The sequence below is a fragment of the Terriglobales bacterium genome, from assembly GCA_035691485.1.
Classification (GTDB): Bacteria; Acidobacteriota; Terriglobia; order Terriglobales; family Acidobacteriaceae; genus JAIQGF01.
This window is the reverse complement of sequence record DASSIZ010000014.1, coordinates 66,643-78,490: the sequence shown is the minus strand read 5'-3', so window position 1 is coordinate 78,490 and position 11,848 is coordinate 66,643. Positions and strand designations below refer to the sequence as shown.

Here is an 11,848-nt window from a genome sequence, read left to right as displayed (position 1 = left end):
GTCGTCTTCGACCACAAAGATCTGCTGTTTCACTCGCCCCTAGTTTATCCGGGAGGTAGGCGGGTTTCTATTCCAGTGCAGTCATTCATGGAGAATTCATCGTTCTGTAACAAGGCGCTGACAACTACGCGGCGTCAATCTTCTGGGTCCGGTCGCCATGTGCGCCACCATCTTGGACGACTCCGGCACTACTCAACCTTAGGAGTACAGCACCACGCCCGGCGGAGGCATCTTTCAGGGGGGATGGAGTACGCAGGCCAGACGGTGAAGTGAATGGTCAAGAAAAAGGTTGGACAGACCGACGTCAAGAGGGTCAACCGTTTTGTCGATTCGTTATGTGGTCTTTACAGTCGAATCGCCCGCAGGCTGGGAGTGGACCGCTCCTACGTTAGCCGGGTCGCAAAAGGGGAGCGGCGATCCGAAGAGATCGAAAAAGCGCTGACCGCCGAATTCGACCACATCCAAGAAACTAATGCGTAGCTCGGGGTAGGCAGTTAAGTAGCTGCGGAATAGCCACTTACGCCTGGCAACATCGGATCCCCGGGGCCCAGAACGAACTATCGTGCGAATTCCGCGAAGCTTACAACCCCGTAGTGGCACTACTTCATCTATTTCCAGCTTAGTAGGAGCGGAATACCTCCCCCAGGGCCCCCGGATTCCGCCTCCTCATCCCTTATTCCGCCCAATTTGGAGATGAAAGATGAGCACAAGATTTCCTGTCCGCCTGCTCGGACCTGGATCTAAGTTGATGCTGGTTACATTGGCTTGCGCCCTCACCGCTACAGCGGCACAAGCACAGACAAAGCACATTTTTTGGAGCAAAGGATCTCCCAACGCTCCCAATCCGTCCTCGTTGGCCAGCGACCTCATTTATCACGGCGGCAACGCGGGTGCCGGTGCCATCGGTGTCGAAAACAAGCCGGCGGTTTACTTAATTTTCTGGGGCCCGGACTGGGCAAACGGATTTACCACGACCGACGCCAACGGCCAGGTTTTCACCAGCCAGACATTGCAGACCTACGTGCAATCCTTCCTCAGCAACATGGGCGGGACCTCGTGGGCGGCAATTCAGAGCGAGTATTGCAACAACGTCCCGGCGGGCACCACCAGTTGCGACGCGGTCGGAGGCGGCAATTACGTCACGAATCCGCGCAACCAGTTGAAGGGAGTGTGGACAGATACGACGCCGGTGCCGAGCGACATTGTCACTCTGGGGTTGGCGGAAAACCTGGTGGACGATCCGATTGCGATGGAGGCGATGCGCGCCTCGGCACACTTCAACTACGATCCGCAGGCGACCTACATCATCCTGACACCGCCGACGCCGATTGCTACCGGGCAGCCCTACTACTGCGGATATCACACCCAAACGACGAGCCTCAACGGACTGGGCAATCCCTACCGGCTGCAGTACGCGTTTATCCCCTTCCTGAACTCCACTTTGTATACGGCCGGCATCGGCACCTGCGGTATGAATGCCGTGAATACGGTCAGCGACAGCTTCGGGCATGGCGTCTTCGACGGCTACAGCATCGTGATCGGCCACGAGTACGCCGAAGCGGTTACTGACCCGGACAATTTCGCCGGCGTGCAAGACGGCTGGAATGACGCCCAGACCAGCGAGAATGGCGACAAGTGCGCCTGGACGGGACTGGGGAATGTTTCCATGTACAACAAGACCAAGTTCGCGGTGCAACCGCTGTGGAGCAATAAGGCGTTCGATGCGGGAGGGAATGGATGCGTGCTAAAAGCGCCGACCAGCCCGCACGCCATGCCGACGGTCGGGGTTACGCCTCCAGCGGTGGACGTCTGCCAGACCTTAGGAGTGTGCCCGCCCGGAGTTGCGGCCGGTCAACCAATGCCGGTCAACATGGCATATTTCGGCGGCAAAGTTGACGTCACTCCCAAGCTCTACCTGGTCTACTGGGGTTGGGGACAGCCGGGAGCGTTCGATCACACCTCGCTGACCAATCCCTCCAATGACCCCGATGGTGTAGGCGCGCTGATGGCGCGCTTCCTGCGCGCCGTGGGCGGGACGTCGTGGGCGAATGTCGCCACGCAGTACTACCAGGACAACCAGGATGGCACGTTCTCCAATGCCGGCAACCCGACCCATCAATTGGCGGGGACGTGGTGGGACAATACCAATCCCATCCACGACAACCTGACGCCTCTTGAACTGGCGCAGGAAGCTGCACGAGGGGCGCAGCATTTCGGCATCAGTTCTTCGAACTTGATCAATGCGCAGGTGATCGTGGCCACGCCGCAGAAGTTCAACGACGCCGGGTTCAACCAGAACTCGTACTGCGCGTGGCACGACTTTACAACGCCAGTCTCCTATCCGGGCGTGACACCGTACATGCCGTTCGTCAACATGCCGTACATCCTCAACGCCGGCGGCGGGTGCGGACAGGACTTCGTCAATCCGGCGCCGACCGGCGACCACGACGGAGTGACCATCGTGCTCGGTCACGAAGTGGCGGAGGCGTGGACGGATCCGGGTGCGGAGTCGACGGCTGGCTTGGTGGGATACGGCGCCTGGTTCGATTACCAGGGCTGGGAAATCGGCGACAAGTGCGCGTGGGTCGGCGACGGCCTGCAGATTCCCGGCGCACCCTTCAACATGATCGGCAACGACGGCGGCGCCTACCCGGTGCAGACGCTCTGGAGCAACGTGTCGCTGAGCGGGGTTGGTTACTGCTCACAGGGTTTCTAGAACCACTGTGAGTTGCGAGTAGCGACCACGGGCGCTGGAAACGGCGTCCGTGGTTTGTTGTTTCAGGCGAGCCTGAAAGTCAGGTTGGGAAGGGGAATACCCTCGAGTTCGGCGGTCCATGTCTCGCCGGGGCGGATCAGATGACCGGCGGTGAGCGTGCCGGAGCTGATGATCTCGCCCGTGCCGAGGGGAGGCTGCCCGCGTTGGAGAATTGCGCTTGCCAGTTCCGCCAGGCACTGCGCGGGGCTGCGCAGAGAATTCTTGCCTGAACCTTCCTCCACGAACTGTCCATTCTTCATCATGCGAACGGTGAAACTTGGCAGTTGTTCCAGGAGCGTGGGAACCAGGTTGGGCGTGACCGGCTTGCGCTCGCCGACGACAAGCGCGGCATGCAAGCCTAGCGAAGCCACGAAGTCGCCGGGTTGAAAATGCCAATTGGGATATGGACAGTCAATGATTTCGAAGCCGAAGGCAATCCATTCGCAGGCGGCGAGAGCGGCGGCTGCATCCAGACCTTCCGAACAGATGGGAGTCTTCAAGCCGAACATGATCTCCGGCTCGATTTTCAGCGAGCGCGCCTTGGGCAGCGACAGGGTGGCGGAGTTGCCGCTCGCGAAATGAACGGTGTCTTCATACATGTGCGCCCACACCAGCTTCTTCAGCTTCAGCAGGCGCAGCACGGCCTTATTGGCGAACCCGACTTTGCGGCCGGTCGTGCGGTGTCCAGCCTGCTCGCGTTGCTTCTTGATCTCCCATTCGACGGCGTAGCAAGCGTCGAGATCAAAGCCGCGGCCGGAGGGTGGAGTCGAGACCATCTGCCCGGTGTCATACGCGGTAAGCAGCTCGCGCGCGACCGATTCAATGTCGGTGCTGGTAATTTCCTTTGCCGGTTCGGCGGAGGCCGGTTTTACGGGAAGCTTCGCCACGTTGCCGCTGCGCGTTTCCGATAGCAGCTTGGCGGTGGCATAAATCGTTTCCGTGTGCGGCATGGGAACTTTCAGGCGCTCGCCCAACTCCACGACGGCGCCAACAATGGCATCGAGTTCCAGAGGACGCCCGGCCTCCAGGTCCTGCAACATCGAGGTCTTGTGTTCGCCGACTTTCGCCGCTCCGGCAATGCGCTGCTCGATGGTGATGGGCAAAGTGAATCCGAGCTTGTTACCGAGGGTTTCGGTTTCGCGCATCACCTCGCGAACGATGCGGGAGACCTCGGGATGCTGGGCCATTTGCACCAGGGTGGCGCCGGTGAGCGCGCTGATCGGGTTAAAGACCACGTTGCCGAGAATCTTGACCCAGATTTCCTGGCGGATGTGGGTAGTAATGGGGCAGCGCAGACCGGAAGAGATGAGCGCATCGGCAATTTGTTTGGTGCGCTCGGAGCGGGTGCCGTCGGGTTCGCCGAGCGAGATGCGGCTGCCCTCGGTATGGCGAATGACGCCGGGTTCCGTGATATCGGTGGCGAAATAAATGATCGAGCCCACCACTTGCCTGGGTGGGATGGCGGAAGAAACAATCCCGCCGGGATCGACTTTTTCCAGGCGAAAGCCGTCGAGTTCTCCGCCAAAGTTCTGGAAGAACCACCAGGGGATGCCGTTCTGCGTGCTGACCACCGTCGTCTGCGGCCCGATAACGCTTTTCAACCGCGGCGCAAGCTGCGGTAGACTGTGCGCCTTTACGGTGAGAAACACGACATCGAAGGTCCCGGCCTGCTCGAGATCGGCAGTGGTTTTGGGATGGGCCTCAAAATCTCCCTGGGCGCTGCGGACGCGCACGCCGTTTTGCTGGATTGCCTGAAGCTGTTTGCCGCGGGCGAACAACGTCACGTCCAGGCCGGCACGGGCCATCTTGGCGCCGATGTAGGCCCCGACAGCCCCAGCGCCGGCCACCAGGAACTTCATGCCACGTGCTCCTTGCCGCTGCACAGGGCGGCGGCGACGGCACGGCGAAGGATCTTGCCGGTGGCAGTTCGAGGAATGCTTTCGACGACGAAAATTTTCTTCGGACACTCGAAGTGTGCCAGGCGCTCGCGGCAGAACCTTAACAGGTCGGCTTCGCCGTGTCCTTCGCGCAAGACCACGGCTGCGGCAACTTCTTCGCCGAGGGTGGGATGTGGCATGCCGAAGGTGACCGCTTCGGCCACCGCGGGATGCTCGGCGAGCACTTCATCTACGTGACGGGGCGCAATTTTCTCGCCGGCGCGGTTGATCAGTTCCTTGATGCGGCCGGAAATGTGAACGTAACCGTCGTCGTCTTTCCACCCTTCATCGCCGGTGCGGAACCATCCATCCACGAAGGCTTCGGCATTTGCGTCCGGATTGTTCTCGTATCCGCTGAAGACGCTCGCGCCCTTAATCACGATCTCGCCGCGGTCGCGGCCCTGCAGGTGATTGCCGAGCGAATCCATGATGCTGATCTCGATTCCGGTCGGCAGGCCCACCGAACCAGCCTTGCGCTGCCGCGGCGGGAGCGGATTGGACGCCATCTGGTGGGCGGCTTCCGTCATGCCATAGGCCTCGAGCACGGGCACGCCGAAAGCTTCCTCCATTTTCCGCATCGCTTCCGGGGCTAGCGGGGCGCTGGCGGAACGAACGAAGCGGAGTGAGCCGCCCTTGTCGGGACGATCGCCGCTGCGCGCGCGAGCCGAAACCACGTGATGAATCGTGGGGACGGCCGTGTACCAGGTCACATGATATTGCCGCACCAGCCGCCAGAAGATAAGCGGGTTCACTCCGGTGGGCGCGACCACGGTTCCGCCCGACAACAACGGGGCCAAGGTGGATGCGACGATGCCGTGAACGTGAAACAAAGGCATGAAGCAGAGCGAAACATCGTTCGGCGAGAGCGCGTAGGTTTCGACAATGTTCGCGGCAGAGAGCGCCAGGTTGCGGTGCTCAAGGGGAACGCGCTTGGGCTGGCCGGTGCTGCCGCTGGTGTGAAGAATCAGCGCCACGTCATCTTCGGCAGGCGCGGTGGTCCAGGGTTTGGGCGCGACTCCAGTGAGCCGCACATTACCGTCGGAGTCGAGTTGGACCGGCAAGATCGGGGTGCCGCTGTCGGCGGCGGCCGGACCGGCCTCGCCAGTATCACCCTGCCCCAGGATCAGGACCTTCGCGCTGGTGTCCTGCAGGTAGAAACAGAATTCCTGGTATTTATACGTTGGATTCATCGGCGCCGCGGTGCCGGCGATGGTTGCCGCCAGGAAACTCACGATCGCAGGCAGGCCGTTGGGCAGCGCTATGGCGACGCGAGTGCCGCGCCGCACCCCGGCCGCGGCCAACGTATCGGCCATTTCGAGTACTTGGCGACGGAGCGAGGCATAGCTCACCCGCACCCCCGATTCAGGAATGATGATCGCGGTGCTGTCGCCAGGGGCCAACTGCAACGCTTCCAGGACGGTAGTTACAGATTGCATGATCTGTTTGTCGTTTCCAGTGCGGCTAGATTATGCGGCCGGATGATTTGCGGTACTCAGGTGCGCGTGGTTTGGATGTAGATGGCTGAGGCAGGGTTTCAAATTCGCGCGGGAACCTCTTTCCAAAGTTCTGTTGCTATAAATCGATTCTTTTTATGCGCCTGATAAGCGACAGCAGCGCCCGCGACTTGGTTCCAGATCAACCAAAAATTGAATTGGACTTCCCTCTGCAACTCGCTCAAAGTTTCTGGCAGGTCATTTCCCGGCCGTGCGGTTTGCACTTAATCATGCATTGAAGGGATGAAGGCATCATGGATCTTATTCCAATGTTCCTGAAGTTTGCCGGCCGGCGCTGCCTGGTCGTGGGCGCGGGCAGCGTCGGCGAGGGCAAGATCGAGAGCTTGCTGCGGACCGGCGCCGAGACCGCCGTGGTGGCTCCGCGGGCCTCTGAACGTGTGGCGGAGTGGAGTTCCGCCGGCAAGTTGCGATGGCGGCGCCGTACATTTCGGCCGAACGACCTGGACAGCGTTTTCATGGTCGTGGCGGCCACCTCGTCAGCGAACGTCAATGATCGCGTTTACCGCGAGGCAAGACGACGCGGAGTTTTGTGCAACGTCGTCGATGACCCCGAGCGCTGCGGCTCTTACTATCCGGCCGTAGTTCACGACTCCTACGAAGCGTGGCTGGAAGCGCTCGCTTACACGCGATGCTTGCTGCTGGCTCGCGTCGCGGATCCAGCGGAGGGAAAAGACCACTCGCATCGCACCGTCAGCCCGCCGGCGTTCCGGAAGTTCAAGAAACGAACCCGCAGCCGGTCATCATGAGTGCACAAGTGTTCTTGCTCGACGCTGGTCTCCGCGATTCGGCCGCTGACTGCTCGCCTTCTACAACCGGAAGAGCTTGTCCGCCGCCAACACGAAGGCCAACGTAACCACGGCAATCGCGACCTCCCCGAGTGCTCCCACAACAAACGGGCGCAAACCTTGCTTGCGCATGTCGCGGAAATTCGTGCGCAATCCTACCCCGGCAAAAGTCAGCAGGAATGCCCAGCGCGACAGGTTTGCCAAGCCAGTGAGTTGCTGCTGGTTGAAGAAACTGGCGCTCGCCAACAGCGAGATGATCAGAAAACCAAGCACGAACTTGGGGAACTTTTCCCAGAGGAACGCAGCCTTGTTAGTTACGTGCCGGGCCTTACCGCGACTCGCCCAGTAGATGGCGTAGCCCAGTACGATGAATCCAATCATGGCATTGCGCGTGGTTTTGGCGAGCACCGCGATCTTCGAAGCGGAGTCGGAAAACAGCGCGCCTGCGGCGGTGGCCTCAGCGGTGTTGTCCACGGCCAAGCCGGCCCACATTCCATATGCGTGATCGCTCATGTGGAGGGCGTGGCCGATCAGCGGGAAGGTGAACAGTGCCAGCGCGCCAAGAGCGAGAATAGCGGCGATAGCAAACGAGGAATCCTGCTCGTCGGCATCGATCGCGCCTTGCGCCGCGATAATGGCGGATACGCCGCATACGGCGGACCCAACCGCGAGCAGCGACGTCAGCTTGGGACTGAGCCCGAACAACCGGCCGAGCAAGGTCATCAGCGCGAGCGCGACGGTCAACTCGAGAGCAACCAGCACCAGGCTGATGGGGCCGAGGTGGAGCACATCGCCGAGCAGAAAGCGCGATCCCAGCAGCACAATGCCGGCCTTCAGCCAGAATTCATAGGTAGCGATGCCGGGACGAAAGACCTGGGGAATGCCGAACACATTCGAGATCACCAACCCAATCAAAATGGCCCACAAAACGTACTCAATGTTCGGTATGACCAGGTGATGGGCCTTCGCGTACAGCGAAATATTTTTTTCCACCAGCTTGCCGCCGATTCCGATGGCGGTGAGCAAGAGTACGCCGGGCACGAGGCGGAGCAAGTGAGTGTGAAAGCGGATTGGTTGAACCCGCGGCAGGGCAATGGAGCCAGCCATAAAAGTTGTCCTTTCAAGTTGGGCGTTCGTGGATTACCAGGGCACGCGCTTAAGCACTCCGACGCGTACCAGCAGCGCCAGCACGAAGGCGGTGGCGACCGCCCATCCGTCCAGCGTCAGCTTCAAATGCTGCAGGCGACTTTTCTGTTTGTTTTCACTCATTGATTTCTCCTTAAAAGACGTTCTCTTCCGCTGCTTGTGATTTTCCAGGTTTGTTCCAGAGCGCATGGGCCGCGAATACCGCCGCCGGATCCGCGACCCAGCCGATGATGAGAAGGGAAGGCGCAGCGAGGCCAATTTCGTCGCCCAATCCGCCCACTGTCGTGCGCTTCAGTTGTTGCGCCGGCAGGCTGGCGCATGAAGTGACCAGGCACGGCGTTTGGGAGTCGAGTCCGGCTTCGAGCAAAGAAGCGCTGAGCTGGGCGTACTCGCGCCCAGGCATATAAACCACCACGGTGGTGTCGGAGCCGACCAGGCCGGCCCAGTCCAGCGCGACTCTTCCGGGTTCGCGATGGGCGGTGGTGAACAGCACTTGCGAGGCGATGCGGCGGTCGGTAAGGGAAACACCGGCCGCGGCGGCGGAAGCCAGCCCGGAGGTCACCCCGGAAACAATTTCGAAGGGCACGCCGGCTGTGCGAAGCGCGTCAATCTCCTCCCCGGCGCGGCCAAAGAGCAGGGGATCTCCGCCCTTGAGGCGAACCACCGTGGTTCGGGTCTGGGCGTAATGCACCAGGAGAGAGTTGATTTCTTCCTGCGTGAGCAGCTTTTGGCGGCAGCGCTTTCCGATATGGATTACTTCAGCGCGAGGGGACACGAGCGCGAGGATTTCCGCGCTGACCAGCGCATCGTGCAGAACCACGTCGGCAGCGCCCAGAATCCGCGCCGCCTTCACCGTCAGCAACTCCGGGTCTCCCGGACCGGCGCCAACCAGATAGACCTTGCCCGTCATGACACACCTCCACGGCGCTTTCGTGTGCTGCGCAGGAAGCTGTCGAGCGAGCGGCGGCTGGCCAGTCGCGCCAGCAATCGCTTCCGTTTTGCAGGATCTTTCTGCCGTTGCAGCACCAGCTTCCGCACTGCGCCAAGCCACTCCAGCCACACCTCGTACTCGGGTCCAAATTGCTGTTCCAGATCAACGCGCAGGCGGTGAGCTAAGGAAGGACTGAGTCCGCCGCTGGAGATTGCTATCTGAAGCTGCCCGCGCCGGACGACAGCCGGAAAATAAAAATGGCAGCGCCCAGGCTGGTCGATCGCATTGCAGAAGACTCCGCGCGCCTCCGCCTGGTCGAAGACGGCTTGATTGACATCGTCGGACGAAGTGGCCGCGATGACCAGGCTGGCGCCGTCCAAATCCGCCGGCGCAAAGTAGCGCTGTTCCCAGCTAATCCGGGAATCCCGAGCCCAAGCCTGGATCTGCGGCGTCGCATCCGGCGCGACCACGTGCACGCGCGCGCCCGAGTGCAGCAGGTCCTCGACTTTCGACTCCGCGAGGGGGCCAGCGCCAACCACCAGGCACTTGCGTCCCGCCAACTTCACGAACATGGGAAAGAGCGTTGTCATCCCTCCACCCCATGCGGCGGCCGGTCGCTGGCTAGGTCGCGCGCGACCGCGGGCAATAGTGTGCCGGCCAGAAAGGCGCGAATTTCGTTGGCCTCGTGACGGGCGAAAAACTGGCGCAGGTTTTCACCGGGATTTCGCAATTCAGAAAACGTGTTCAGCAGACGCTCAATCGCCTGCGGCACCTCGGCCGCGCGGCACCGGTAGCCGACCGGACGCGCGATCGCCTGGTCGCGTCCTACGCCGCCGCCGACGCAGAAGTAATAGGCGTCAACGAAGTGGCCGTTTTCCTTGATCTTCTTGCCCTCCAGCCCGATGTCGGCAATCCAGTGCTGGCCGCAACTGTTGGGGCAGCCGGTGATGTTGAGCTTGAACTGCTGATCAAACCCGGGCAGGCGCTCCTCCAGTTCCTCGACCAGCCAGCGGGCGAAGCCCTTGGTTTCGGTGATTGCGATTTTGCAGAACTCGGTGCCGGTGCAGGCGATCGCCCCGCGCCAGAACGGTGACGCGTTGGTATGCAGGCCAGCGGTTTCCAACTCGATGGCTACCTGCGCGGCGCGCTCGCGAGGCACGTTCACGATCAGCAGGTTTTGCATGTTGGTGGTGCGCAGCTGTGAATTGCCGAGCCGTTCCGACACCTCGGCCGCTGTGCGGAGTTGAGCGCCCGTGATCCTGCCGCGCAGCACGGCGGCCCCGACGTAGCAGTAGCCGGATTGTTTCTGCGCATGGATGCCGACGTGGTCGCGGTAAATGTCAACCGGCGCGTGTTCCTCTACCGCAGGATCGAGCCTGAAGCCGAGGCGGTCTTCGATGGCAGAGAGGAAATCAGCCGGGGTCCAGCCGTGATGGAGGAAGAGGTACTTGAGGCGGGCGCGCTCGCGGTTCTGGCGGAGGACATCGCTGTCGCGGAAAATCTGCGCGATGGCCGTGGTTACCGGCACCACCTGGTTCCAGGCGACGAAGGCGTCGAGCCGTTCCGCCAGATGCGGCTCCGCCGATAGTCCGCCGGCAACCCGCAGCGAGAAACCCACCTCGTCCGGCCGGCCATGACGCTGGCGCACGACAGCGGTCAGGCCGATATCATTGATCTCGGGATAGGAGCACCACACGCGGCAGCCGGTGACCGAAATCTTGAATTTTCGCGGCAGGTTGTAAAACTCGGCATTGCCAACCAATTGCTCGGTCAGTTTGAACACCAGCGGTGAGGCGTCACAGATTTCGTCGGCGTCGACGCCCGACAGCGGGCAGCCGGTGATATTGCGGGTGTCATCACCGCAAGAACCCATGGTGGTGAGGCGGGCACGCCAGAGCTGCTCGAGCAGGTCGGGAAGGTCCTCAATCTTTACCCAGTGGAGCTGAATGTTTTGGCGGACGGTAATGTCGGCTACACCGGCGGCGTATTTATCCACCGCATCGGCAATCACCCGCACCTGGTGCGCCAGCAGCAGGCCGTTCGGCACGCGAATACGCACCATGAAATGAGGCACGGCGCGCCCTTCGCCGCCCGTGCCGCCGATCGCGCCAGCGCCATCCCCCTGGGTATAAACGCCCCAGGCGCGGAAGTAGGTGCCCAGCCATTCAGGGGGAATGGACGACCATCCGTTCTTGGCGAAAGCGCGGATCTCGTCGAGATGCTCCCACGCATTCTTCTCGCGCTTCAGTCTCTCGACCCGCTCTGTCCGGGTTTCTTTTGCCAGCTCTGCCACGTTTCACCCCAAAAACAAAAACCCACGCGCCCGAAAACTCTGGCGTGTGGGTTTTGTGGATTATTGCTGACTTACTGTACTGCTATGCCACGCTCCCGGCGCCAGACGATGTGGTCCCGCAACAACAAACGTTGCAGGTGGGACAACACGTCATCTGGCAGCAAGACATCATGGTTTGCTCGTAACCCCGGCCGGTGGATTCCGCCGGCTTGCTTCACCCCAATAACTGATGCATCCAGGGCCGAATCGCCTTCGCAGGCCAATCCGGGACTATTTCATTTCGGGATAGATTCCCGGCCTCGGAAGAAGATGCACTAAAAAACGAATCCCGCAAAACAAATTCTTGGATTAGCCCGCAGGGTGGGCGGCAGCGCACTGACGAACCGCATGCCGGAAATGCGGCACCCGAAATCGAACCCGGCTGGCAAACGAACTCGATTCCTTGCCTCGCCACTTACACTCGCCGGCCGCTCGCCTTGCCGCTTGT

Annotated in this window: 10 protein-coding genes; 3 read left to right on the top strand and 7 right to left on the bottom strand. The window is 61.1% G+C overall.

The features are described from left to right. Positions 1 to 273: 273 nt before the first annotated feature. Positions 274 to 480, top strand: coding sequence for a hypothetical protein (locus VFI82_02520; GenBank protein ID HET7183530.1), 207 nt, complete (start codon positions 274 to 276; stop codon positions 478 to 480). A 220-nt stretch (positions 481 to 700) separates the two neighbouring features. Continuing rightward, the gene (locus VFI82_02515; GenBank protein HET7183529.1) at positions 701 to 2,716 is read left to right on the top strand and encodes a hypothetical protein; all 2,016 of its coding nucleotides are present in this window, start codon (positions 701 to 703) and stop codon (positions 2,714 to 2,716) included. A 62-nt stretch (positions 2,717 to 2,778) separates the two neighbouring features. Here the strand turns inward: VFI82_02515 and VFI82_02510 are convergent, their stop codons facing one another. After that, on the bottom strand, positions 2,779 to 4,614 hold the full coding sequence (locus tag VFI82_02510; GenBank protein HET7183528.1) for a 2-dehydropantoate 2-reductase: 1,836 nt from the start codon (positions 4,612 to 4,614) through the stop codon (positions 2,779 to 2,781). After that, positions 4,611 to 6,128, bottom strand: a complete 1,518-nt coding sequence (locus VFI82_02505; GenBank protein ID HET7183527.1) for an acyl--CoA ligase — start codon at positions 6,126 to 6,128, stop codon at positions 4,611 to 4,613. The genes VFI82_02510 and VFI82_02505 overlap by 4 nt, the downstream gene beginning before the upstream one ends. 311 nt (positions 6,129 to 6,439) lie before the next feature. On the opposite strand from VFI82_02505, the gene VFI82_02500 reads away from it, so the two are divergent. After that, complete coding sequence (locus VFI82_02500) at positions 6,440 to 6,952, top strand: bifunctional precorrin-2 dehydrogenase/sirohydrochlorin ferrochelatase (protein ID HET7183526.1); 513 nt, start codon at positions 6,440 to 6,442, stop codon at positions 6,950 to 6,952. A 60-nt stretch (positions 6,953 to 7,012) separates the two neighbouring features. Here VFI82_02500 and VFI82_02495 read toward each other — a convergent pair whose 3' ends face one another. Genes VFI82_02495 through VFI82_02475 form a run of 5 tightly spaced genes read right to left on the bottom strand, consistent with a single transcriptional unit; the run spans position 7,013 to position 11,361 of the window. Further along, positions 7,013 to 8,098: a putative sulfate exporter family transporter gene (locus tag VFI82_02495; protein HET7183525.1), complete on the bottom strand. Its 1,086-nt coding sequence runs from the start codon at positions 8,096 to 8,098 to the stop codon at positions 7,013 to 7,015. A 33-nt stretch (positions 8,099 to 8,131) separates the two neighbouring features. Beyond that, complete coding sequence (locus VFI82_02490; protein HET7183524.1) at positions 8,132 to 8,260, bottom strand: hypothetical protein; 129 nt, start codon at positions 8,258 to 8,260, stop codon at positions 8,132 to 8,134. A 10-nt stretch (positions 8,261 to 8,270) separates the two neighbouring features. Continuing rightward, positions 8,271 to 9,047, bottom strand: coding sequence for a uroporphyrinogen-III C-methyltransferase (gene cobA, locus VFI82_02485; GenBank protein HET7183523.1), 777 nt, complete (start codon positions 9,045 to 9,047; stop codon positions 8,271 to 8,273). Beyond that, a complete protein-coding gene (locus VFI82_02480; protein ID HET7183522.1) occupies positions 9,044 to 9,658 on the bottom strand; it encodes a bifunctional precorrin-2 dehydrogenase/sirohydrochlorin ferrochelatase in 615 nt (204 codons plus the stop codon). The genes cobA and VFI82_02480 overlap by 4 nt, the downstream gene beginning before the upstream one ends. Then, complete coding sequence (locus tag VFI82_02475) at positions 9,655 to 11,361, bottom strand: nitrite/sulfite reductase (GenBank protein HET7183521.1); 1,707 nt, start codon at positions 11,359 to 11,361, stop codon at positions 9,655 to 9,657. Before VFI82_02475 ends, VFI82_02480 begins: the two co-directional genes overlap by 4 nt. Positions 11,362 to 11,848: the final 487 nt, after the last annotated feature.

Coding starts and splice junctions, on each gene's coding strand:
- VFI82_02520 (HET7183530.1), top strand. CDS start 274: ATGGTCAAGAAAAAGGTTGGACAGACCGACGTCAAGAGGGTCAACCGT.
- VFI82_02515 (HET7183529.1), top strand. CDS start 701: ATGAGCACAAGATTTCCTGTCCGCCTGCTCGGACCTGGATCTAAGTTG.
- VFI82_02510 (HET7183528.1), bottom strand. CDS start 4,614: ATGAAGTTCCTGGTGGCCGGCGCTGGGGCTGTCGGGGCCTACATCGGC.
- VFI82_02505 (HET7183527.1), bottom strand. CDS start 6,128: ATGCAATCTGTAACTACCGTCCTGGAAGCGTTGCAGTTGGCCCCTGGC.
- VFI82_02500 (HET7183526.1), top strand. CDS start 6,440: ATGGATCTTATTCCAATGTTCCTGAAGTTTGCCGGCCGGCGCTGCCTG.
- VFI82_02495 (HET7183525.1), bottom strand. CDS start 8,098: ATGGCTGGCTCCATTGCCCTGCCGCGGGTTCAACCAATCCGCTTTCAC.
- VFI82_02490 (HET7183524.1), bottom strand. CDS start 8,260: ATGAGTGAAAACAAACAGAAAAGTCGCCTGCAGCATTTGAAGCTGACG.
- cobA (HET7183523.1), bottom strand. CDS start 9,047: ATGACGGGCAAGGTCTATCTGGTTGGCGCCGGTCCGGGAGACCCGGAG.
- VFI82_02480 (HET7183522.1), bottom strand. CDS start 9,658: ATGACAACGCTCTTTCCCATGTTCGTGAAGTTGGCGGGACGCAAGTGC.